At 54.1% G+C, this 22,161-nt stretch carries 22 protein-coding genes; 17 read left to right on the top strand and 5 right to left on the bottom strand.

All coding sequences use genetic code 11. The features are described 5' to 3' along the window. Nucleotides 1-270 precede the first annotated feature (270 nt). Together ygjG and AL479_RS12265 are read left to right on the top strand one after the other, a co-directional pair. Nucleotides 271-1,650, top strand: coding sequence for a putrescine aminotransferase (ygjG, locus tag AL479_RS12270; protein ID WP_192479192.1), 1,380 nt, complete (start codon nt 271-273; stop codon nt 1,648-1,650). A 177-nt stretch (nt 1,651-1,827) separates the two neighbouring features. Continuing rightward, on the top strand, nt 1,828-3,846 hold the full coding sequence (locus AL479_RS12265; protein ID WP_061076244.1) for an NADPH-dependent 2,4-dienoyl-CoA reductase: 2,019 nt from the start codon (nt 1,828-1,830) through the stop codon (nt 3,844-3,846). An 89-nt stretch (nt 3,847-3,935) separates the two neighbouring features. Here AL479_RS12265 and rlmG read toward each other — a convergent pair whose 3' ends face one another. After that, entirely contained in the window at nt 3,936-5,072 is a 1,137-nt protein-coding gene (rlmG, locus tag AL479_RS12255) for a 23S rRNA (guanine(1835)-N(2))-methyltransferase RlmG (protein WP_061076243.1), read from the bottom strand. Nucleotides 5,073-5,155: 83 nt separating this feature from the next. Between rlmG and AL479_RS12250 the strand changes: the two genes are divergently transcribed. From AL479_RS12250 to sstT, 4 genes are all read left to right on the top strand, one after another. Then, complete coding sequence (locus AL479_RS12250; RefSeq protein WP_061076242.1) at nt 5,156-5,659, top strand: M48 family metallopeptidase; 504 nt, start codon at nt 5,156-5,158, stop codon at nt 5,657-5,659. 69 nt (nt 5,660-5,728) lie between these two features. Next, nucleotides 5,729-6,727, top strand: a complete 999-nt coding sequence (locus tag AL479_RS12245) for a Gfo/Idh/MocA family protein (protein ID WP_061076241.1) — start codon at nt 5,729-5,731, stop codon at nt 6,725-6,727. A 271-nt stretch (nt 6,728-6,998) separates the two neighbouring features. Next, a complete protein-coding gene (locus tag AL479_RS12240) occupies nt 6,999-7,964 on the top strand; it encodes a TerC family protein (protein ID WP_061076240.1) in 966 nt (321 codons plus the stop codon). Nucleotides 7,965-8,216: 252 nt separating this feature from the next. After that, on the top strand, nt 8,217-9,461 hold the full coding sequence (gene sstT / locus AL479_RS12235) for a serine/threonine transporter SstT (protein WP_061076239.1): 1,245 nt from the start codon (nt 8,217-8,219) through the stop codon (nt 9,459-9,461). Between the two features lie 16 nt (nt 9,462-9,477). Here sstT and AL479_RS12230 read toward each other — a convergent pair whose 3' ends face one another. The 3 genes from AL479_RS12230 to uxaC form a co-directional block, all read right to left on the bottom strand. Then, nucleotides 9,478-10,032: a YgjV family protein gene (locus AL479_RS12230; RefSeq protein ID WP_061076238.1), complete on the bottom strand. Its 555-nt coding sequence runs from the start codon at nt 10,030-10,032 to the stop codon at nt 9,478-9,480. A 103-nt stretch (nt 10,033-10,135) separates the two neighbouring features. Continuing rightward, a complete protein-coding gene (locus AL479_RS12225; RefSeq protein WP_061076237.1) occupies nt 10,136-11,623 on the bottom strand; it encodes a UxaA family hydrolase in 1,488 nt (495 codons plus the stop codon). A gap of 14 nt (nt 11,624-11,637) precedes the next feature. Beyond that, complete coding sequence (gene uxaC, locus AL479_RS12220; protein ID WP_061076236.1) at nt 11,638-13,050, bottom strand: glucuronate isomerase; 1,413 nt, start codon at nt 13,048-13,050, stop codon at nt 11,638-11,640. Nucleotides 13,051-13,521: 471 nt separating this feature from the next. Between uxaC and exuT the strand changes: the two genes are divergently transcribed. The 11 genes from exuT to AL479_RS12165 all read left to right on the top strand — a co-directional run bounded on the left by exuT (nt 13,522) and on the right by AL479_RS12165 (nt 21,094). Next, a complete protein-coding gene (exuT, locus tag AL479_RS12215) occupies nt 13,522-14,823 on the top strand; it encodes a hexuronate transporter ExuT (protein ID WP_061077970.1) in 1,302 nt (433 codons plus the stop codon). A 137-nt stretch (nt 14,824-14,960) separates the two neighbouring features. Next, nucleotides 14,961-15,737, top strand: a complete 777-nt coding sequence (exuR, locus tag AL479_RS12210) for a transcriptional regulator ExuR (RefSeq protein WP_061076235.1) — start codon at nt 14,961-14,963, stop codon at nt 15,735-15,737. 338 nt (nt 15,738-16,075) lie between these two features. Further along, nucleotides 16,076-16,738, top strand: a complete 663-nt coding sequence (yqjA, locus tag AL479_RS12205) for a DedA family general envelope maintenance protein YqjA (protein ID WP_042998225.1) — start codon at nt 16,076-16,078, stop codon at nt 16,736-16,738. Between the two features lie 3 nt (nt 16,739-16,741). After that, nucleotides 16,742-17,125, top strand: coding sequence for an EnvZ/OmpR regulon moderator MzrA (gene mzrA / locus AL479_RS12200; protein ID WP_061076234.1), 384 nt, complete (start codon nt 16,742-16,744; stop codon nt 17,123-17,125). Nucleotides 17,126-17,273: 148 nt separating this feature from the next. Beyond that, nucleotides 17,274-17,642: a DUF1090 domain-containing protein gene (locus AL479_RS12195; RefSeq protein ID WP_061076233.1), complete on the top strand. Its 369-nt coding sequence runs from the start codon at nt 17,274-17,276 to the stop codon at nt 17,640-17,642. A 33-nt stretch (nt 17,643-17,675) separates the two neighbouring features. Next, nucleotides 17,676-17,981, top strand: a complete 306-nt coding sequence (locus AL479_RS12190; protein WP_061076232.1) for a DUF883 family protein — start codon at nt 17,676-17,678, stop codon at nt 17,979-17,981. A gap of 2 nt (nt 17,982-17,983) precedes the next feature. After that, nucleotides 17,984-18,388 carry a phage holin family protein gene (locus AL479_RS12185; protein ID WP_061077969.1) on the top strand — a complete coding sequence of 135 codons (405 nt, stop codon included), beginning with the start codon at nt 17,984-17,986 and terminating at the stop codon, nt 18,386-18,388. Further along, entirely contained in the window at nt 18,378-18,671 is a 294-nt protein-coding gene (locus AL479_RS12180) for a YqjK-like family protein (protein ID WP_061076231.1), read from the top strand. Before AL479_RS12185 ends, AL479_RS12180 begins: the two co-directional genes overlap by 11 nt. A gap of 327 nt (nt 18,672-18,998) precedes the next feature. Further along, a complete protein-coding gene (locus AL479_RS12175; protein ID WP_040073926.1) occupies nt 18,999-19,391 on the top strand; it encodes a DoxX family protein in 393 nt (130 codons plus the stop codon). 70 nt (nt 19,392-19,461) lie between these two features. Then, nucleotides 19,462-20,451 carry a glutathione S-transferase family protein gene (locus AL479_RS12170; RefSeq protein WP_061076230.1) on the top strand — a complete coding sequence of 330 codons (990 nt, stop codon included), beginning with the start codon at nt 19,462-19,464 and terminating at the stop codon, nt 20,449-20,451. Nucleotides 20,452-20,737: 286 nt separating this feature from the next. After that, nucleotides 20,738-21,094 (top strand): DUF805 domain-containing protein, encoded by a 357-nt coding sequence (locus tag AL479_RS12165; RefSeq protein WP_061076229.1) that lies wholly within the window; start codon nt 20,738-20,740, stop codon nt 21,092-21,094. Between the two features lie 71 nt (nt 21,095-21,165). Here AL479_RS12165 and yhaJ read toward each other — a convergent pair whose 3' ends face one another. Then, nucleotides 21,166-22,062 carry a DNA-binding transcriptional regulator YhaJ gene (gene yhaJ / locus AL479_RS12160; RefSeq protein WP_061076228.1) on the bottom strand — a complete coding sequence of 299 codons (897 nt, stop codon included), beginning with the start codon at nt 22,060-22,062 and terminating at the stop codon, nt 21,166-21,168. Nucleotides 22,063-22,161 lie beyond the last annotated feature (99 nt).

The following is a 22,161-nucleotide window of genomic DNA, read 5'->3' as shown; positions in this document are numbered from 1 at the left end:
GCTTTGAAACTATAAAGTCGCACTGTGGGACGCGCACTATCATCGCGCAAATTTTGCACTATTTCTGCGCAATCGCCCCTTCAGACACCGCTCTCGCACGGTCTTCACTTTGCGCAAAAACCCAGCAACTGTTAACAAATGAGATTAAATGTTGCGCAATAACAGTTCTCCCTGGTGTTTATCCCGATTTTCATCAGCGCCGCCGGGATGGCGCAATCCCTGCAATACTTAAATCGGTATCATGTGATACGCGATCTCCGGGAGCATATTTTGAACAGGTTACCTTCCAGCGCCTCGGCTTTGGCCTGTAGTGCGCACGCACTGAATCTCATTGAGAAGCGAACGCTTGATCATGAGGAGATGAAAGCACTTAACCGAGAGGTGATTGATTATTTCAAAGAGCATGTCAATCCGGGATTTTTAGAGTATCGCAAATCTGTTACCGCCGGCGGGGATTACGGAGCCGTAGAGTGGCAAGCGGGAGGTCTGAATACGCTTGTCGACACCCAAGGACAGGAGTTTGTCGACTGCCTGGGAGGTTTTGGAATTTTCAACGTGGGGCACCGTAATCCAGTTGTGGTTTCCGCCGTACAGAATCAACTCGCGAAACAACCTCTGCATAGTCAGGAACTGCTTGACCCACTGCGGGCCATGCTGGCAAAAACCCTTGCCGCCCTGGCACCCGGAAAACTGAAATACAGCTTCTTCTGCAACAGTGGTACCGAATCGGTCGAAGCGGCGCTGAAACTGGCGAAGGCGTATCAGTCACCGCGGGGCAAATTTACCTTTATCGCCACCAGCGGCGCGTTCCACGGTAAGTCGCTGGGCGCGCTGTCCGCCACCGCCAAATCCACGTTCCGCAAGCCGTTTATGCCGCTGCTGCCGGGCTTCCGTCATGTGCCATTCGGGAATATTGAGGCCATGCGTACCGCGCTCAGCGAGTGCAAAAAAACCGGAGATGATGTGGCAGCGGTGATTCTGGAACCTATTCAGGGTGAAGGCGGCGTGATCCTGCCACCGCAGGGTTATCTCACCGCCGTACGTAAACTCTGCGACGAGTTTGGCGCGCTGATGATCCTCGATGAAGTCCAGACCGGGATGGGGCGTACCGGCAAGATGTTTGCCTGCGAGCATGAGAACGTGCAGCCAGACATTCTCTGCCTGGCAAAAGCGCTGGGAGGCGGCGTGATGCCGATTGGCGCGACGATCGCCACCGAAGAGGTTTTCTCGGTACTGTTCGATAACCCCTTCCTGCACACCACTACTTTTGGTGGTAATCCACTGGCTTGTGCGGCCGCGCTGGCGACCATCAATGTGCTGCTGGAGCAGAACTTGCCGGCACAAGCGGAACAGAAAGGCGATATCCTGCTGGACGGTTTTCGCCAACTGGCGCGGGAGTATCCTGACCTGGTGCAGGACGCCCGCGGGAAAGGGATGCTGATGGCAATCGAGTTTGTCGACAATGAAACCGGCTACAGTTTCGCCAGCGAGATGTTTCGCCAGCGAGTCCTGGTTGCCGGAACGCTCAACAACTCGAAAACGATCCGCATCGAACCACCGTTAACGCTGACCATTGAGCAGTGTGAGCAAGTGCTGAAAGCCACGCGTAAAGCGCTGGCGGCACTGCGGGTGAACGTGGAAGAGATGTAAATCTATGCCGGGTAAGTCAGTGCCGGATGGCGCTGCGCTTATCCGGCCTACAACGGCACACACTTTTTTTGAATCCCATCACAATCATCGCATTCCCCTTTTCCCTTTTACCCGCCGACGGCTAAATTAGTAACTCATCCGACCACATAACAATAATTTTACATACTGGACAATCTTATGAGCTATCCGTCGCTGTTCGCCCCGCTTGATCTCGGCTTTACTCAGCTTAAAAACCGTGTGCTGATGGGTTCAATGCACACGGGACTTGAAGAGTATCCTGATGGCGCGGAACGCCTGGCCGCTTTCTATGCTGAGCGTGCCCGGCACGGCGTCGCACTGATTGTCACGGGGGGGATTGCACCTGCCCAGTCTGGTGTCGGAATGGAAGGCGGTGCCACGCTCAATGATGCTCGTCAGGTGGCACATCATCGCGTCATTACCGATGCCGTACACAACGAAGGCGGAAAAATTGCCCTACAGATCCTCCATACCGGGCGCTACAGCTATCAACCACAACTGGTAGCCCCTTCCGCGATTCAGGCGCCAATCAACCGGTTTACGCCGCACGCCCTGAGCCACGAAGAAGTTCTGCAACTGATAGAGGACTTCGCGCACTGTGCCCAGCTGGCGCGGGAAGCGGGTTACGACGGCGTGGAGGTAATGGGTTCGGAAGGCTACCTGATTAACGAGTTTCTCGCCTTGCGCACCAACCAGCGCGACGATGAATGGGGCGGTGATTATGCCCGGCGTATGCGCTTTGCCGTTGAAGTGGTGCGTGCAGTGCGTCAGAGGGTGGGGAACGACTTTATTATTATCTACCGCCTGTCGATGCTTGATCTGGTAGAAAACGGCGGCACCTTTGCAGAAACGGTGCAACTGGCGCAGGCCATCGAAGCCGCAGGCGCAACGCTCATCAACACCGGGATTGGCTGGCACGAAGCGCGCATTCCCACCATCGCCACACCGGTGCCTCGCGGTGCCTTTAGTTGGGTGACGCGTAAACTGAAAGGTCACGTTTCGCTGCCGCTGGTCACCACTAACCGCATTAACGATCCGCAGGTTGCCGATGAAATTCTGGCGCGTGGCGATGCCGATATGGTGTCGATGGCGCGCCCGTTTCTCGCGGATGCCGAACTGCTGTCGAAAGCGCAATCGGGGCGTGCCGATGAAATTAACACCTGCATCGGCTGTAATCAGGCATGCCTGGATCAGATCTTCGTCGGCAAAGTCACGTCGTGCCTGGTAAATCCTCGCGCGTGCCATGAAACCAAAATGCCTGTTTTTCCGGCTTCCACAATAAAAAATCTGGCTGTCGTCGGCGCGGGCCCGGCGGGCCTTGCCTTTGCCATCAATGCGGCGGCACGCGGTCATCATGTTACTCTCTTTGATGCGCTGGGCGAGATCGGCGGGCAGTTTAACATCGCCAAACAGATCCCCGGTAAAGAGGAGTTTTATGAAACGCTCCGCTATTACCGTCGGATGATCGATATCACCGGCGTAACGCTGAAACTGAATCATTATGTCGCGGCAGACGATCTGCAGGCATTCGATGAAGTGATCCTCGCCAGCGGGATCGAGCCGCGCAGGCCGCCGATCGACGGCATTGATCATCCGAAGGTCTTAACCTATCTCGACGTGCTGCGCGACAAAACCCCGGTGGGACGTCGGGTGGCGATCGTTGGCTGCGGCGGGATCGGCTTTGATACCGCGATGTACCTGAGTCAGCCCGGCGAACCCACCAGCCAGAGCATTGCCGATTTCTGTGTGGAATGGGGTATCGACACCAGCCTGCAACAGGCCGGCGGATTACGTCCGGAAGGCCCGCATTTGACTCGCAGCCCGCGCCAGATTGTGATGCTCCAGCGTAAGGCCAGCAAACCCGGCGAGGGACTGGGGAAAACCACCGGCTGGATCCATCGCACCACGCTGCTTTCACGCGGTGTGAAGATGATCCCGGCAGTCAGCTATCAGAAGATCGACGATGTCGGCCTGCACGTGTTGATCGGCGGTGAAGCGCAGACGCTGGAAGTCGATAACGTCATTATTTGTGCGGGTCAGGAGCCGCGACGTGAGCTGGCGGAACCGCTGCGTGCGACGGGAAAAACCGTGCACTTAATCGGCGGCTGTGATGTGGCGATGGAACTGGATGCCCGCCGGGCCATTGCCCAGGGCACCCGTCTGGCATTGGGAATTTAAAGTGCCTGATGGCGCTACGCTTATCAGGCCTACGGGATAGCCTCCCAATACGTAGGCCGGATAAGGCGCAGCCGTCATCCGGCAAAACGTTAGCGGCGACGACCGACTTTCACCGCTTTAAGCACCACAAACTTATTGTTGGTGGCAACGGTGGCGCAGTTGCCGAAGATCTTCTTCAGCTTGTGGAAGTAGTCGAGGTGACGGTTGGCGACGATATACAGCTCGCCGTTGATCTTCAGGCAGCGACGGGCGTGGTGGAACATTTCCCAGGCAATGTTATCCGTCAGCGCATGCTTCTGATGGAACGGCGGATTGCACAGTACGGCGTTAAAACGAAAAGGCTCCACTCCGGACAGCGCGTTGTTAATCATAAACTCGCAGCGATCGATGGCTTCAGGCAGGTTAGTTTCCACATTCAGACGGCTGGAAGCCACCGCCATTGGGGATTCATCGACAAAGACCACGTTAGCCTGCGGATTTTTTTCCAGCAGCGTCAGGCCAATTACCCCGTTGCCACAGCCGAGATCGACAATCTCCCCTTCCAGATTCTCTGGCAAGTGCTGCATAAAGAAGCGGGCGCCAATATCCAGCCCGGTGCGGGAGAAGACGTTGGCATGGTTATGGATGGTCCAGTCGGTGCCTTCCAGTTTCCAGCTCAGCGTTTCCGGCGCATCGGCCAGCGTCGGCTCGCTGAAGGTGCAATGGATGAGACGCGCCTTTTTCCACGCCAGCGTGGTGGTCGTTGGACCGAGCACTTTCTCAAACAGCTCCAGCGTAGAGTTATGGATATCCCGCGCCTTCGCGCCAGCAATGATACGGGTTTGCGGGGTCACCACTTTTCGCAGCGCGCGCAGCTGTTGCTCAAGCAGTGCCAGCGTTTTCGGCACTTTGATCAGTACCACGCCTGGCGCCTGCGGGTACTCTGCCGTGCTGTCGAGAAACTTGACGCTGGACTCCGCGATGTCGTTATGGCGCAGGTTTTCCCGCGTGGCCAGTTCGCTTAAATAAGAATCGCCAATGCTGTACGGCGACTGCTCCGCCAGCGCACAGCTCAGCGCACCGAAGGTATCATTCAGGATCAGCACCGGGCCGCGAATCTCCGTATCGTCCACCTGTTGCAGCAGATAGTCATCGGCCGCTTCCCACGCCAACAGTGGGTTAACGTCGTCCGTTTCCGGGAAACGTTTTAGTGTCAGTGAACGGAAACCGTTGTCTGTGTGGCTCATCGGCCCTCCTGAATGGTAAAATTTCGGCGTATCCCGTAAAAGGGTGCGTGAGTATACACTTTTTATGATTTGCATGGGTGACGATGAGCCAATTAACTTACCTCCAGGGCTACCCGGAGAACCTGCTTTCGCAGGTGCGCACGCTGATTGCCGAGCAGCGCCTGGGCGCGGTGCTGGAAAAACGCTATCCGGGAACGCATGATTTCGCGACGGATAAAGCGCTCTGGCAATACACCCAGGATCTGAAAAGTCAGTTTCTGCGTAATGCCCCGCCGATCAACAAAGTAATGTATGACAATAAGATCCACGTGCTGAAGAATGCGCTCGGCCTGCACACGGCAGTCTCTCGCGTACAGGGCGGCAAACTGAAAGCGAAAGCCGAGATCCGCGTCGCCACCGTGTTTCGCAACGCGCCGGAACCCTTTTTGCGAATGATCGTCGTCCACGAACTGGCGCATCTGAAGGAAAAGGAGCACAACAAGGCGTTTTATCAACTTTGCTGTCACATGGAACCGCACTATCACCAGTTGGAATTTGATACCCGCCTCTGGTTGACGCAGTTGTCGTTAAAGGAAACTGCGCAGTAGCGCACTGGCTTTGTCATAAAGGCGTGTTAAATTGACGACAGAATCCCTTTATGGAGCCTGAAGGCATTTATGATACGTTTCGCAGTGATTGGCACAAACTGGATCACCCGCCAGTTTGTGGATGCCGCCCATGAGACCGGCAAATATAAGCTAACCGCAGTCTATTCCCGCAGCCTCGAACAGGCGCAAACCTTCGCCAATGATTACCTCGTCGAGCATCTGTTTACCTCGCTGGATGCGATGGCGCAAAGCGATGCGATTGACGCGGTGTACATTGCCAGCCCGAACTCGCTGCACTTTCCCCAGACCCAACTGTTTCTGAGCCATAAAAAGCATGTGATCTGCGAGAAGCCGCTGGCGTCGAATCTGGCCGAAGTCGAAGCCGCCATCGCCTGTGCGCGGGAAAATCAAGTGGTGCTTTACGAAGCGTTTAAAACCGCCAGTCTGCCTAACTTCCTGCTGTTACAGCAGTCACTGCCGAAAGTGGGTAAGGTGCGCAAAGCGTTCCTCAATTACTGCCAGTACTCGTCGCGCTATCAGCGCTATCTTGACGGCGAAAACCCGAACACCTTTAACCCGGCCTTCTCAAACGGCTCGATCATGGACATCGGTTTCTACTGCCTGGCTTCTGCCGTGGCGCTGTGGGGGGAACCGCACAGCGTACAGGCCTCTGCCAGTCTGCTGGAAAGTGGCGTCGATGCCCACGGCGTGGTGGTGATGAACTACGGTGATTTCAGCGTCACTCTTCAGCATTCCAAAGTGAGCGACTCCGTTATCGACAGCGAAATCCAGGGCGAAGCCGGATCGCTGGTGATCGAAAAAATCTCCGAATGCCAGAAGGTCTGCTTTGTTCCACGCGGCGGGAAAACCCAGGACCTTACCCAACCGCAGCACATCAATACTATGCTGTATGAGGCACAGGCGTTCGCAGCACTGGTGGACGCCAATGAAGTGAATCACCCTGGATTGTCCAACAGTCGCATCACGGCAAAACTGTTAACCGAGATTCGTCGCCAGACCGGCGTCATCTTCCCGGCAGACGATGTCAGCCGCGCAGCCACTGCGTAAAACATTGTAAAACAGATGTTACAGGCCATTGACGGAATGCGTGGCCTGTCATATTTTGTTACCTGCAAAGGGGAGTAACTTCATTGTCGGTCGATCGTCATTACGATGTGTGAAAAACCACATCCGGTCACCGGGCAACGAAAAAGGAATGCGTTAACGCATTCTTTTTTTGTTGTAAGTGAGACCTTGCCGGAAGGCGAGGTCTATGCATAAAAAAGCAGCGGCTGACGTCTTCCGACGTTGGCCGTTTTTTTATGTGTAAGGAATGATGATGAATACTGTCGGCACACCGTTGTTATGGGGCGGATTCGCTGTTGTTGTGGTGATCATGCTGGCTATCGACCTCTTTTTGCAGGGGCGTCGTGGCGTACATACGATGACCATGAAGCAAGCGGCTGCCTGGTCCCTGGTCTGGGTCACGCTCTCGCTGTTGTTTAACGCTGCATTCTGGTGGTACCTGGTACAAACCGAAGGCCGCGCCGTTGCCGATCCGCAGGCGCTGGCGTTCCTCACCGGTTATCTGATCGAAAAATCCCTCGCCGTCGATAACGTCTTTGTCTGGCTGATGTTGTTCAGCTACTTCTCGGTGCCGCCTGCCCTGCAACGTCGGGTACTGGTGTACGGCGTATTGGGCGCGATTATCCTGCGTACAGTCATGATTTTTGCCGGTACCTGGCTTATCACCCAGTTCGACTGGATCCTGTACCTGTTTGGCGCATTCCTCCTGTTTACCGGAGTGAAAATGGCGCTGGCGAAAGAGGACAATTCCGGTATCGGCGACCGACCGCTGGTGCGCTGGCTGCGTGGACATCTGCGTATGACGGATACCATCGAAAACGAGCATTTCTTTGTGCGTAAAAAGGGTCTGCTGTATGCCACGCCGCTGCTGCTGGTGCTGATTCTGGTGGAACTGAGCGACGTTATTTTTGCGGTCGACAGTATTCCCGCCATCTTCGCCGTTACCATCGATCCGTTCATCGTCCTGACCTCGAACCTGTTCGCGATCCTGGGCTTGCGTGCCATGTACTTCCTGCTGTCTGGGGTTGCAGAGCGTTTCTCCATGCTGAAATACGGTCTGGCGGTGATCCTGGTGTTTATCGGTATAAAGATGCTGATCGTCGACTTTTACCATATCCCGATTGCGATTTCGCTCGGCGTGGTGTTTGGCATCCTGGTCGTGACGTTACTGATCAATGCCTGGGTCAACTACCAGCATGATAAGAAACAACAGGCGTAATTCTGTCGTGCCGGGCGGCGCTAGCGCGTCCCCGGCCAATAGACAATCTGACGTCTGCTATTTGCAGAACATGTCACATCATTGTTAATGCAAAGTTATAAAATATGACCGCAACATAAAATCCAGCATATTTCGCTTCCCGAAGCGTTATCTTTCCTTATACTCAACCAGGCAAACACTTTGTTACATCCGGAAAGAGACGTCCCAAGAACGTCCAGAGGATGGGCAATAACACAATGAAAGGATCAAGAAATGACTACGCAACGTTCATCGGGGCTGCTCCAGCGTTTGGCTCAAGGAAGCCTGGTAAAACAAATTTTGGTGGGTCTCGTACTGGGGATCTTACTGGCATGGATTTCAAAACCGGCGGCCATTGCCGTTGGCCTGCTCGGCACGCTGTTCGTCGGCGCATTAAAAGCCGTCGCACCGGTGCTGGTTCTGATGCTAGTGATGGCGTCGATCGCGAACCATCAGCACGGGCAAAAAACCAGCATTCGCCCGATTCTGTTTCTCTATCTGTTGGGGACGTTTTCTGCGGCGCTCGCCGCGGTAGTCTTCAGCTTCGCCTTCCCTTCAACGTTGCATCTGGCCACCAGTTCGCATGATATCGTGCCGCCGTCAGGCATCGTGGAAGTACTGCGTGGTTTGCTGATGAGCATGGTTTCCAACCCCATTGATGCACTGCTGAATGCCAACTATATCGGCATTCTGGTGTGGGCGGTCGGCCTTGGTTTTGCTCTGCGCCACGGCAATGACACCACCAAAAATCTGGTCAATGATATGTCGAACGCCGTTACCTTTATGGTGAAACTGGTGATTCGTTTTGCCCCGATCGGTATTTTTGGTCTGGTTTCTTCCACGCTGGCGACCACTGGGTTCGCAACGCTGTGGGGCTACGCGCAACTGCTGGTTGTGCTGGTCGGCTGTATGGCGCTGGTCGCGCTGGTTATCAACCCGCTGCTGGTGTTCTGGAAAATTCGTCGCAACCCATATCCGCTGGTCTTTGCCTGCCTGCGTGAAAGCGGCGTTTACGCCTTCTTCACTCGCAGTTCCGCAGCGAATATTCCGGTGAATATGGCGCTGTGTGAAAAACTGAATCTGGATCGCGATACCTATTCCGTTTCTATCCCGCTGGGCGCAACCATCAATATGGCGGGCGCGGCGATCACCATTACGGTGTTAACGCTGGCGGCGGTCAATACGCTGGGGATCCCGGTAGATCTGCCTACCGCGCTGCTGTTGAGCGTCGTCGCTTCTCTGTGTGCCTGTGGCGCATCGGGTGTTGCGGGTGGCTCGCTGCTGCTGATCCCGCTGGCCTGTAATATGTTTGGTATCCCGAACGATATCGCCATGCAGGTGGTTGCTGTCGGCTTTATCATCGGCGTGCTGCAGGATTCCTGTGAAACCGCGCTGAACTCGTCAACTGACGTTCTGTTTACCGCGGCAGCCTGCCAGGCTGAAGACGAACGTCTGGCGAATAATCCTCTGCGCAGCTAAGCCCCAGCCCCTTCCGTCATCTGGCGGAAGGGTTCTCTTCCTGTACGCTTTTCTCAATTTTGAACGGATCGATACCCCGGCGTTTCATACGCCAGAAGCGGATAATGTTCAGCCCGTTCATCACCAGAAAACTGCCTTCAATCAGCGTACCGCCGATCGATCCTAGCCAGAAGTTGTGTACCACCCAGCAGGCAGTTGCGCACCACATCACGCAGCGCACCGTTAATCCTTTACAGCGGAACAGCGCCCAGGTACTGGCGAGCGTGCCGATGATGGGCAGAATTTCCATCGCATGCTGTAGTTTTGCCAGCCCAAGCACCAGCGTGAGGATAATGAACAGCGCCATCACCCACAGTTTGCGGGTGCGCATCGACACCAGGGTACGCACGGTATTGAGTTCCGCGCTCATCCCGGCGGGCCAGGCGCCCATCAGAAAGAAGTGTACGCCTATCGTGGCGCTATAAACGGCAAGCTGGAGTCGGAAGCGGCGCTCATCGCGATTGAAAAACGTCGTAATGCCAATCAGAAACGCGAGCACACCGACGCCCTGAGCCAGCCAATACGCGGTCATGGGAGATCCTTGTCAGGAAATACAAAAACAAACGACGCTTCATCATATGAAACGTCGTTTTTAAAATCCAGATTCTCGTGATTACCCGAAAGGGAAAGGGTAATTACAACGTTACGCCGCTTTTAAAGATAGCCAGTTCGCGGAAATCATTGCGTTCGTTACAGGTCGGCTTGCCGTTCGCAAAATCGACGATGGTATCCACGAACTCATTCAGCAGTTGCGGCATCGCTTTGCCGTGAATCAACTGACCCGCATCAAAGTCGATCCAGTGCTTTTTCTTCGCGGCCAGTTCACTGTTGGTGGCGATTTTCACCGTCGGCACAAATCCGCCGTAAGGGGTACCGCGACCGGTGCTGAACAACACCATATGACAACCGGCCCCCGCCAGCGCACTGGTAGCAACCGCATCATTGCCCGGCGCGCTCAGCAGATTCAGCCCGTGGGTTTTCAGACGCTCGCCGTAGCGCAGCACGTCAACCACCTGGCTGGAACCCGCTTTCTGCGTGCAGCCCAGCGACTTATCTTCCAGTGTGGTGATCCCACCGGCTTTGTTACCCGGCGAGGGGTTCTCGTAAATCGGCTGGTTGTGGGCGATAAAATACTGCTTGAAGTCATTGACCATGGTGACCAGTTTGCCGAACGTCTCTTCGTCGCGACAGTGACTCATCAGCAGTTGCTCCGCACCGAACATCTCCGGCACTTCGGTCAGCACGGTGGTGCCGCCGTTGGCAATCATGTAGTCAGAGAAGCGACCGAGCATCGGATTCGCGGTGATCCCGGAAAGCCCGTCAGAACCGCCACACTCCAGACCAAACTTCAGCTCGCTCAGTTTCCCCGGCTCGCGTTTGTCATGACGCATCACGTCATAAAGCTGATGGAGATGCTCAACTCCGGCCTCCACTTCATCGTCCTGATGCTGACAAATCATAAAGTGCACGCGTTCAGGATCGAAGTCGCCCAGCGTTTCGCGGAAAGCATCGACCTGGTTGTTTTCACACCCCAGGCCAATCACCAGCACCGCGCCGGCATTCGGGTGACGGACCATGTTTTGCAGCATCGTCCGGGTATTGATGTGATCGTCGCCAAGCTGCGAGCAGCCGTAAGTGTGGCTGAACAGGAAGACACCGTCGGTGCCCTCGGCATCATGGGTCTCTTTCAGGAAACGGCTCTGGATCTGGCGCGCAATCCCGTTGACGCAGCCAACGGTTGGCAGGATCCAGAGTTCGTTTCGTACCCCGACGTCCCCGTTAGCGCGACGATAAATCTGCACGTCGCGATCCGCTGGTTGCGCAGGGAGATCCTGAAAATCAGGTTGATAGCTATACTCATCCAAATCGCTCAGATTGGTGCGAGTATTGTGGGCGTGAATATGTTCACCCGCCGCAATGTCCGCCAAAGCATGGCCGATAGGCTGGCCATACTTAATCACGTACGCCCCTTTCTTAATGTCACTCAGAGCAAATTTATGTCCGCGAGCAACATCCTGGCGAAGCGTTACGGTGTGGTTGTCCACAGTGACTTCTGTTCCCTGCGCCAAATCAGCCAGCGCGACCGCAACGTTATCCTGCACATGGATTTTGATGTATTGCATATCAACCCCGGACCTTAGTTCAGTTCAATGGCGAAGTAATCACGCGCATTGTTAAAGCAAATGTTTTTCACCATCTCACCCAGCAGTTGAATATCCGCCGGCGCTTCACCGGCCTGTACCCAACGACCAATCATCTGGCACAGAATGCGGCGGAAGTATTCATGACGGGTGTAGGAGAGGAAGCTGCGGCTGTCGGTCAGCATGCCGACAAAGCGGCTTAACAGACCCAATTGCGCCAGCTGCGTCATCTGACGTTCCATGCCGTCTTTCTGATCGTTGAACCACCAGCCGGAACCGAACTGCATTTTGCCCGGCATCCCTTCCCCCTGGAAGTTGCCGATCATGGTGCCCAGCACCTCGTTATCGCGCGGGTTCAGGCAGTAGAGAATGGTTTTCGGCAACAGGTTTTCTTCGTTCTGCTTGCTGAGCAGTTTTGACAGCTCTTCAGCCATCGGACGGTCGTTGATGGAGTCAAAGCCCACATCCGGTCCCAGCAGTTTGAACTGGCGCAGGTTGTTATTGCGCAGGGCGCCAATATGGTACTGCTGTACCCAACCGCGACGCGCATATTCCGCGCCCAGGAACACCAGCACAGCCGTTTTGAACTGCGCCACTTCATGTTCGTTCAGCGTCTCGCCCGCCAGGCGACGTGCCAGAATGCTATCCAGTTCAGCGTCGCTGGACTCGGCGAACAGCACCACATCCAGCGCGTGGTCGGAAACTTTGCAGCCGTGCGCCGCGAAGTGATCCAGACGTTTGGTCAGCGCGCTTTGCAGATCGGTAAAACGGCGAATGTCGGTGTCAGACACTTCACCCAGTTTTGCCATGTAATCGTTGAAGGTCGCCTGCTCAATATTGAAGGCTTTATCCGGACGCCAGCTCGGCAAGACTTTCACGGAGAAGCTGCTGTCTTTTGCGACCGTTGCGTGATGCTCCAGCGAATCGATCGGATCGTCAGTCGTGCCGACCATTTTCACATTCATCTGCTGCATGATGCCGCGCGCGGAGAATTTATCCTGCGCCAGCAGTTCGTTGCACTGATTCCAGATTTCATCCGCCGTCGACGGAGAAAGCAGCTTACCTGTCACGCCGAATGGGCGACGCAGTTCAAGGTGTGTCCAGTGGTATAACGGGTTGCCGATAGTATGCGGAACCGTCGCCGCCCACGCGTCAAACTTCTCGCGGTCAGAAGCGTCGCCGGTACACAGGCGCTCGGCGACACCGTTGGTGCGCATCGCGCGCCATTTGTAATGGTCGCCTTTCAGCCAGATGTCATACAGATTCTTGAATCGGTAGTCTTCGGCGATTTGCTGCGGCGGCAGATGGCAATGGTAATCGAAGATAGGTTGGTCTTTAGCGTAATCATGATACAGACGGCGGGCAAATTCAGTATCAAGTAGAAAATCTTCTGTCATAAACGGGGTCATTATCGTCTTCCTCTCAACGAGTGCGTCTGATTGCTTATGTAGCGATGCTGACAAAGTTATCACACCAATTTCCATAGTCTGTAGATATTTTCGTGAGATAGATCAATAAATGCTGACAAATTGTTTACCCTCGAAGTGGTAAACATCGCCCCAGGCCGCGCCAGCTCTGGCATCGCCTAATCGAAATAATAACCCTGCTAAGATTCACACTTTTGTGATGGCACTCACCTTTTAAAGTTGTATGACAAGTTATCTTTCTGCCGTCGCGATACATAAGCCGACGGAATGCAAAGTTACCGATGATTCATCATCGGATTGACCGGTACGGAAACCGAATTAGCAAAATTTATTTATGGCAACGTTCGGGCGTACCGGCTTTTTTTTGGTTACCCCGTCGTAAACAGCATCCTCTGCCACAGGCAGGAAGATGACCGCGATCTTTGCGGAAATAACAAAACGATGAGGTTTTACATGCGTAAAATTAAAGGGTTACGTTGGTACATGATTGCGCTGGTGACGCTAGGCACCGTGCTGGGTTACCTGACGCGTAACACTGTGGCGGCAGCGGCGCCAACTCTGATGGAAGAGTTGCACATCTCCACCCAACAGTACTCCTATATCATCGCAGCCTATTCTGCTGCTTACACTGTCATGCAACCTGTTGCCGGCTATGTGCTGGATATACTGGGTACCAAAATAGGCTACGCAATGTTTGCCGTGCTATGGGCCGTTTTCTGTGGCGCAACCGCGCTGGCAGGAAGCTGGGGTGGCCTGGCGCTGGCGCGTGGCGCGGTCGGTGCGGCAGAAGCCGCGATGATCCCGGCGGGACTGAAAGCCAGTTCCGAATGGTTCCCGGCGAAAGAGCGCTCCATTGCAGTCGGCTACTTTAACGTCGGCTCCTCTATCGGTGCGATGATTGCCCCGCCGCTGGTTGTCTGGGCGATCGTGATGCACAGCTGGCAGATGGCGTTCATCATCTCTGGTGTCCTGAGCTTCATCTGGGCCATGTCCTGGCTTATCTTCTATAAGCATCCGCGTGACCAGAAAAAACTGACGGACGAAGAGCGCGACTACATTATTAATGGTCAGGAAGCGCAGCACAAAAACAGCACCAAAAAGAAAATGTCACTCGCGCAGATCCTGCGTAACCGCCAGTTCTGGGGTATCGCCCTGCCGCGTTTCCTGGCAGAACCGGCCTGGGGGACGTTTAACGCCTGGATCCCGCTGTTCATGTTCAAAGTCTATGGCTTTAACCTGAAAGAAATTGCGATGTTCGCCTGGATGCCGATGCTGTTTGCAGACCTCGGTTGCATCGTGGGTGGCTATCTGCCGCCGCTGTTCCAGCGCTGGTTTGGCGTTAACCTTATTGTCTCGCGCAAAATGGTCGTTACGCTGGGCGCCGTACTGATGATTGGCCCAGGGATGATCGGTCTGTTCACCAGCCCATACATCGCCATCATGCTGCTGTGTATTGGTGGTTTTGCTCACCAGGCTCTGTCCGGTGCGCTGATTACGCTCTCTTCTGATGTCTTTGGTCGTAACGAAGTGGCAACGGCGAACGGTCTGACCGGGATGTCCGCCTGGCTGGCGAGTACGCTGTTCGCCCTGGTGGTCGGCGCGCTGGCAGACACCATTGGCTTCAGCCCGCTGTTTGCGGTACTGGCCGTGTTCGACCTGTTGGGCGCGCTGGTTATCTGGACCGTGCTGCAAAACAAACCGGCCAGTGACGTCGATTCTGGCCCGCAGTTCGATGAACCAGCGGCGCAAAGTTAGCCTGCCGACGGATAACGCATAAGTAATCTCAGCCGCCTGCTGGCACTCGCAGGCGGCTTTTTCGTTTCTGCGTATAGAGCCAAACTCGCGAAAGTGGTATAACAAATACAGTCTGCCGTATCATGCCTGGAGTGCATATGGAAATCACTGAACCACGACGTTTGTATCAACAACTTGCTGCTGATTTAAAAGAGCGCATCGAACAGGGTGTTTACCTGGTGGGTGATAAGTTGCCTGCAGAGCGTTTTATTGCCGATGAAAAAAATGTCAGCCGTACCGTGGTTCGTGAAGCCATCATCATGCTGGAAGTCGAAGGGTTTGTTGAGGTCCGCAAGGGTTCCGGGATCCACGTGATTTCCAATCAACCGCGCCACCAGCAGGCCACTGACGAGTCGCTGGAATTTGCCAACTACGGTCCTTTTGAATTGCTCCAGGCACGTCAGCTTATCGAAAGCAACATTGCGGAGTTTGCCGCCACCCAGGTCACCAAGCAGGACATCATGAAACTGATGGCGATCCAGGAACAGGCGCGCAACGAAAAATGTTTCCGCGACTCCGAATGGGACCTGCAATTCCACATTCAGGTCGCGTTAGCCACGCAGAACTCCGCACTGGCTGCTATCGTGGAAAAAATGTGGACACAGCGTAGTCACAACCCGTACTGGAAGAAACTGCACGAACATATTGATGCGCGTACCGTAGATAACTGGTGCGACGACCACGATCAAATCCTGAAGGCATTGATCCGCAAAGACCCGCATGCGGCAAAACTGGCGATGTGGCAGCATCTCGAAAACACGAAAATCATGCTGTTCAATGAAACCAGCGACGATTTTGAATTTAATGCCGACCGTTATCTGTTTGCCGAAAATCCGGTCGTTCATCTCGATACGGCGGCTAACGCGACAAAATAAACGTTCTTGATTCGACAGGCGCGCCGCTGCGCCTGTCAGTAAGCGAAAGGTATAAAGTGTCAGCCTGTGTAAATCCTCTCGCCACCCTCTCCTGCGATCAGCAAAATCACCTTTCACGGACGTGTAATTTCTATAACGGACTACGTTGACCTTTGTTACAATTAGATGCAATTCGAATTTATGTTTGTCAGTGCTTGCTTACTTCATAACTCTTAACAGGGAATAGTTCAGGCCGCGGCTTTGCGCCGTCCGCACACCATGTAAAACACTAACAATGATGCGGCGTAGCAAACTGTTAAACCCGGCGTGACGTTAACCAATTCGACCTGGAATACTGAATGGAACTTTTGACTCAATTACTGCATGCCCTGTGGGCGCAGGATTTTGAAACACTGGCCAATCCTTCCATGATTGGCATGCTGTATTTTGTTTTATTTATGATTCTGTTTCTGGAGAACGGGTTGCTGCCAGCCGCCTTTTTGCCTGGCGACAGTTTGCTGGTGTTAGTGGGCGTTCTGATTGCCAAAGGTGCCATGGGCTTTCCGCAAACCATTCTGTTGCTGACCGCAGCGGCAAGCCTCGGTTGCTGGCTGAGCTATATTCAGGGTCGATGGCTGGGCAATACCCGCATCGTACAAAACTGGTTATCGCACCTACCGGCCCACTATCACCAACGCGCGCACCATTTGTTCCATAAGCATGGTCTTTCCGCCCTGCTGATTGGTCGTTTTATCGCATTTGTTCGTACCTTACTGCCTACCATCGCTGGCTTATCCGGCCTGAATAATGCCCGCTTTCAATTTTTCAACTGGATGAGTGGCTTGCTGTGGGTGCTGATTTTAACCAGCCTGGGTTATCTGCTGGGGAAAACGCCGGTATTTCTGAAGTATGAAGATCAGCTGATGTCATGCCTGATGCTGTTACCCGTCGTGCTACTGGTTTTTGGCCTGGGCGGTTCACTGGTCGTCCTGTGGAAAAAGAAATACGGGAATCGAGGGTAAGGGATGCTGAAACCGCGCATAACGCTTAAACAACTGGCCTGGAGCACCGCCTTTCTGCTGGCGTTGAGCGCCATGCTGTTAGTCTGGTCAGCCGTTCGTCAGCAAGAATCCACGCTGGCGATCCGTGCCGTTCACCAGGGGGCCAGCGTGCCGGACGGCTTCTCGATCTGGCATCACCTCGACGCTAACGGCATTCGTTTTAAAAGCATTACACCGAAGAATGACACTCTGCTCATCACTTTCGATTCCAGCGCCCAGAGTGCCGCCGCCAAAGCGGTGCTCGACAAAACGCTGCCGCACGGCTACATCATTGCCCAGCAGGATGATAGCAATCAGGCCGTCCAGTGGTTGTCACGTTTACGCGACACTCCACATCGGGTAGGGTAATCTCCAGGAATCCGAATCATATCACCCACTTTGGTGATTTCTGCGATTAATGTCTATGATTAATGAGGCGATGGGGTCACCCTGTCGCTTTATCACTGGATCATCGTTCCTGAATTCATGGGGACGAGTCACAATGGAAGGTTCAAGAATGAAATACCGCATCGCTTTCGCTATCTCCCTTTTCGCCCTCAGTGCCGGCAGCTACGCTAACACGCTCTGCCAGGAAAAAGAGCAGGATATTCAACGGGAAATCAGCTACGCCGAGAAGCACAATAACCAGAATCGCATCAATGGGCTGAAAAAAGCGCTCAGCGAAGTCAGGGCCCACTGTACTGACAGCAAGCTGCGTGCCGATCATCAGGAAAAAATTGCTGAGCAGAAGGAAGAAATCGCCGAACGTCAGCGCGATCTCGCCGAAGCAAAGCAAAAAGGCGATGCGGACAAAATTGCCAAACGCGAGCGTAAACTGGCTGAAGCGCGAGCGGAACTGAAAGAGCTCGAGGCTCGCGACTACTAAGTATCAGTACCACTTACTCACCTGGAGAATACTATGTCGAAAGAAAACACATCGGAACATCTGCGCGCTGAGTTGAAATCCCTGGCCGATACGCTGGAAGAGGTGCTGAACTCCTCTGGTGATAAATCGAAAGAAGAGTTGAGTAAGCTCCGCAGTAAAGCCGAGCGTGCGCTGAAAGAGAGCCGCTATCGCCTCGGTGAAACGGGTGATGCCATTGCCAAACAGACCCGTGAAGCCGCTGCGCGTGCTGACGACTATGTGCGCGAAAATCCGTGGACCGGCGTCGGGATTGGCGCGGCCGTGGGCGTTGTGCTGGGCGTTCTGCTGACGCGTCGTTAATGATGGCGGATCCTCATCACGCACAAGGGCCCGGGAAAAGCGTTCTGGGTATCGGGCAGCGGATTGTCACTCTTCTCGTTGAGATGGTGGAAACGCGGTTGCGTCTGGCCGTCGTCGAGCTTGAAGAAGAAAAGGCGAACCTTTTTCAGCTTCTGCTGATGCTGGGACTCACCATGCTTTTCGCTGCATTTGGTTTGATGAGCCTGATGGTGTTAATCATCTGGGCCGTCGACCCGCAGTATCGGCTCAATGCGATGATTGCCACCACGGTCGTTCTGCTGGCTCTGGCGCTTATTGGCGGAATATGGACGCTGCGAAAAGCGCGGCGCTCCACGTTATTGCGCCATACCCGCCATGAACTGGCGAATGACCGGCAATTGCTCGAGGAGGAGAGCCGTGAGCGGTAAAGTCGAACGCGCACAACGTAAGGCCCAACTGCTTCGTGAGATCCAACAGCAACGGCTGGATCTTTCAGCCAGTCGTCGTGACTGGCTGGATGCCACGGGCGCTTACGATCGTGGCTGGAACACGCTGCTGAGCTTGCGCTCCTGGGCGCTGGTCGGCAGCAGCGTGATGGCGATCTGGACGATTCGCCACCCTAACCTGCTCGTGCGTTGGGCAAGGCGCGGGTTCGGCGTCTGGAGCGCCTGGCGACTGATTAAAAAGACGCTGCGCTCATCTGTTGCCTGATGGCGCTTCGCTTATCAGGCCTACGCACTCGACCTCTTCCTACTTCGCCTAATGGCGCTTCGCTTATCCGACTCTCACACTCAATATGTAGGCCGGATAAGGCGTAGCCGCCATCCGGCAGCTGTACCGGGAGCGCTTCGCTTACCCAATCTTCAATATCGCCCCACCGAAAAATCAAAATTTTTGAAAGATATTGACAGTTTTCCTTGCTAACAATTCTCATTCTTCACGCTTATGATTCTCTCCATCGACAGCAATGACGCGGAACACCGCGAAATTGCACCCAAAAAACAAAATCAGCAGTCTGTGTAGTTCCTGGAGAGAAGAATGAAAAAATTAGAAGATGTTGGTGTACTGGTAGCGCGTATTCTGATGCCAATCCTGTTTATTACTGCAGGTTGGGGAAAAATCACCGGTTACGCAGGTACCCAACAGTATATGGAAGCGATGGGCGTTCCGGGATTCCTGCTGCCACTGACCATTTTGCTTGAGTTCGGCGGCGGTCTGGCGATTCTGTTCGGTTTCCTGACCCGTACCACCGCGCTGTTTACCGCAGGCTTTACACTGCTGACCGCGTTTATCTTCCACAGCAACTTTGCAGAAGGCGTGAACTCACTGATGTTCATGAAAAACCTGACCATCGCTGGCGGCTTCCTGCTGCTGGGCATCACCGGTCCGGGCGCATTCAGTATCGACCGTGTACTGAACAAAAAGTGGTAAGCGCTCTATAATGAATGAAAAAGAACGAGGGGATTTTCTCCTCGTTTTTGCTATCTGAGGGAAAGAAATCATGGGACAACTGATCGACGGCGTCTGGCATGACACCTGGTATGACACCAAATCCACCGGGGGCAAATTTCAACGTTCGGTATCGGCATTCCGCAACTGGCTCACGCCGGATGGCGCGCCGGGCCCTTCCGGCGAAGGCGGTTTTGCGGCAGAAAAAGACCGCTATCACCTGTATGTTTCTCTCGCCTGTCCATGGGCGCACCGTACGTTAATTCTGCGTAAGCTCAAGGGACTGGAGCCGTTTATCTCCGTCTCGGTCGTGAATCCACTGATGCTGGAAAACGGCTGGACTTTTGACGATGATTTCCCGGCGGCCACAGGCGATACCTTATATCAGCACGAATTTCTGTATCAGCTTTACCTGCACGCCGATCCCCATTACAGCGGCCGCGTCACCGTGCCAGTCTTGTGGGATAAAAAGAACCATACGATTGTCAGTAATGAATCTGCTGAAATCATTCGCATGTTCAATACGGCGTTCGATGCGCAGGGTGCAAAAGCCGGGGACTACTATCCCCCTGAACTGCGCAACAAGATCGACGAACTGAACGGCTGGATTTATGACAACGTTAACAATGGCGTCTATAAAGCGGGCTTCGCCACCAGTCAGCAAGCCTATGATGACGCGGTAGAAAACGTCTTTACCGCGCTGGCGCGACTGGAGCAGATCCTCGGTCAGCATCGCTATCTGACAGGTAATCGACTCACAGAGGCTGATATTCGCTTATGGACAACGCTCATCCGCTTTGATCCGGTGTATGTCACACATTTCAAATGCGACAAGCATCGCATCAGCGACTATCTCAACCTGTATGGTTTTCTGCGTGATATTTATCAGATGCCAGGCATCGCGGAAACGGTCAATTTTGATCATATTCGCAATCACTATTTCCGCAGTCATAAGACCATTAACCCGACGGGCATTATCTCCATTGGCCCGTGGCAGGATCTCGACGAACCGCACGGGCGTGACAGCCGTTTCAAAGAGTGAATCCAGGCACCCTTCGCGGTGCCTCAGACCGCTGACAAAGAAGGAAAAAACGGGGTTTTTCCTTCTTTGTGATTATCAGCCGAAAATCAATGAATTGATTTTCCTGGTTTTTAATTAAGGAGCGCTCTGCTTGTCCGGTATCGGGATGAAGTTTGTCATCCCTCTCAAGGCACCCTTCGCGGTGCCTTATTAATTCACTATTCAGACATTTACCACCTAATCATTCGCATCTATTCTTATTCTGATTGCTTTGAAAACAAGTGATTGTCACAAGGTTGAGGCGAAAATGGACTGGTATATAAACGTTTTACGCAATTACATTGGTTTCGGCGGTCGGGCCCGTCGCAAAGAGTTCTGGATGTTTGTGCTGGTCAACATTATCTTCACGTTCGTTCTGGGCGTCCTGGATAAGATGCTTGGCTGGCAGCGCGCCGGAGGAGAAGGAATACTGACGACGATTTACGCGATCCTCGTCTTTTTACCCAGTTGGGCCGTTCAGTTCCGACGTCTGCACGACACTGATCGAACGGCCTGGTGGCTGTTACTGTTAGTGATTCCCGTCATCGGCTGGTTGGTGATCCTCATCTTCAACTGTCAGGACGGCACGCCAGGTGAAAACCGCTTCGGGCCAAACCCTAAGTAAAACGAAATGCGCTGATCGGCTTCGGGGCAATCGGTTTGCCCCGAATATGGTAATCCTGAAGAAAGCGTCGTTTATTTCCTGGCAAACAGTTTGGGAATTTCACGCAGACACCAGGCTTTAGCTTCCCCCATACTGTCTCTTCGCCAGGCCATAATGATGTCAATCTCGCTGGTCGATTCCGGACTGACCACGCGCAGTCGTCCTTCCGCAATATCCTGTTCCACCAGCGGATACGGCATCGTCGCCACCCCTAATCCTGCCAGCAACGCCTGACGCTTATCTTCGATGGTGCTGACGGTGAGGCGCGCTTGCTTATCCAGCAGTTGCACGGTTAATACCGGACGTTCACGCGCGGTATCCGCGACCGCAACGCCGCGATACTTCACCCGCGTTACTTCCGACAGCGGCTCCGGCTCCTGATGAATCGGGTGATCCGGCGCGGCAACATAGACGTTCATCAGAGTATACAGCTTGCGGGAATTAATTTCTGACGACGAACGAAAGTGCATGTCCGGGGCCACCACAATATCCGCCCGGCCTTGTTCCAGGCGCTCCCACGCCCCCGCCAGCACCTCGGTAATCACCGAAAGCTGCGTATTGGCTTTAACAGCCAGTTTGTCGATCAGCGGGAAAAAGGCCGGGGTTGGCACCAGCGCCTCGGTCACAATGGTCAGATGCGTTTCCCACCCTCGCGCCAGCGCCTCAGCGTCCGTGGTGAGCTTATCTGCCGCCTCCAGCAGCACACGCCCTCTTTCCAGCAGCATGCGCCCAACGTTTGTGAATTTTGTTCGATGTCCGGAGCGGTCAAACAACACCACATCCAGCTCTTCTTCCAGCTTCTGCATGGTGTAGCTGAGCGCAGACGGCACGCGCCCCAGTTCATCGGCCGCTGCGGCAAAGCTACCGCGGCGATCTATCGCGTCCATTACGCGTAATGCCTCAAGCGTTAACGCCCTTTCTTTGGCCATATCGTTCTCATTCAGGAAATTTGAACATACCGGGCAGAATATCTGGCTAACAATGCAGCGTCCAGCCCCTTAACATAAAAGGAAGTAAAGAGAGGTCAA

Origin of the sequence: Citrobacter amalonaticus (genome assembly GCF_001559075.2) — a bacterium.
Lineage (GTDB): Bacteria > Pseudomonadota > Gammaproteobacteria > Enterobacterales > Enterobacteriaceae > Citrobacter_A > Citrobacter_A amalonaticus_F.
This window is presented reverse-complemented; position numbering and strand designations above follow the sequence as displayed.

Bases quoted from the DNA above. Each gene is read 5' to 3' on its own strand.
- AL479_RS12165 (WP_061076229.1), top strand. From the start codon at position 20,738: ATGGACTGGTATATAAACGTTTTACGCAATTACATTGGTTTCGGCGGT.
- mzrA (WP_061076234.1), top strand. From the start codon at position 16,742: ATGCTGAAACCGCGCATAACGCTTAAACAACTGGCCTGGAGCACCGCC.
- exuT (WP_061077970.1), top strand. From the start codon at position 13,522: ATGCGTAAAATTAAAGGGTTACGTTGGTACATGATTGCGCTGGTGACG.
- AL479_RS12225 (WP_061076237.1), bottom strand. From the start codon at position 11,623: ATGCAATACATCAAAATCCATGTGCAGGATAACGTTGCGGTCGCGCTG.
- yqjA (WP_042998225.1), top strand. From the start codon at position 16,076: ATGGAACTTTTGACTCAATTACTGCATGCCCTGTGGGCGCAGGATTTT.
- AL479_RS12185 (WP_061077969.1), top strand. From the start codon at position 17,984: ATGGCGGATCCTCATCACGCACAAGGGCCCGGGAAAAGCGTTCTGGGT.
- AL479_RS12175 (WP_040073926.1), top strand. From the start codon at position 18,999: ATGAAAAAATTAGAAGATGTTGGTGTACTGGTAGCGCGTATTCTGATG.
- AL479_RS12250 (WP_061076242.1), top strand. From the start codon at position 5,156: ATGAGCCAATTAACTTACCTCCAGGGCTACCCGGAGAACCTGCTTTCG.
- sstT (WP_061076239.1), top strand. From the start codon at position 8,217: ATGACTACGCAACGTTCATCGGGGCTGCTCCAGCGTTTGGCTCAAGGA.
- AL479_RS12230 (WP_061076238.1), bottom strand. From the start codon at position 10,032: ATGACCGCGTATTGGCTGGCTCAGGGCGTCGGTGTGCTCGCGTTTCTG.
- AL479_RS12190 (WP_061076232.1), top strand. From the start codon at position 17,676: ATGTCGAAAGAAAACACATCGGAACATCTGCGCGCTGAGTTGAAATCC.
- yhaJ (WP_061076228.1), bottom strand. From the start codon at position 22,062: ATGGCCAAAGAAAGGGCGTTAACGCTTGAGGCATTACGCGTAATGGAC.
- AL479_RS12170 (WP_061076230.1), top strand. From the start codon at position 19,462: ATGGGACAACTGATCGACGGCGTCTGGCATGACACCTGGTATGACACC.
- AL479_RS12245 (WP_061076241.1), top strand. From the start codon at position 5,729: ATGATACGTTTCGCAGTGATTGGCACAAACTGGATCACCCGCCAGTTT.
- uxaC (WP_061076236.1), bottom strand. From the start codon at position 13,050: ATGACCCCGTTTATGACAGAAGATTTTCTACTTGATACTGAATTTGCC.
- AL479_RS12265 (WP_061076244.1), top strand. From the start codon at position 1,828: ATGAGCTATCCGTCGCTGTTCGCCCCGCTTGATCTCGGCTTTACTCAG.
- rlmG (WP_061076243.1), bottom strand. From the start codon at position 5,072: ATGAGCCACACAGACAACGGTTTCCGTTCACTGACACTAAAACGTTTC.
- AL479_RS12240 (WP_061076240.1), top strand. From the start codon at position 6,999: ATGAATACTGTCGGCACACCGTTGTTATGGGGCGGATTCGCTGTTGTT.
- exuR (WP_061076235.1), top strand. From the start codon at position 14,961: ATGGAAATCACTGAACCACGACGTTTGTATCAACAACTTGCTGCTGAT.
- AL479_RS12195 (WP_061076233.1), top strand. From the start codon at position 17,274: ATGAAATACCGCATCGCTTTCGCTATCTCCCTTTTCGCCCTCAGTGCC.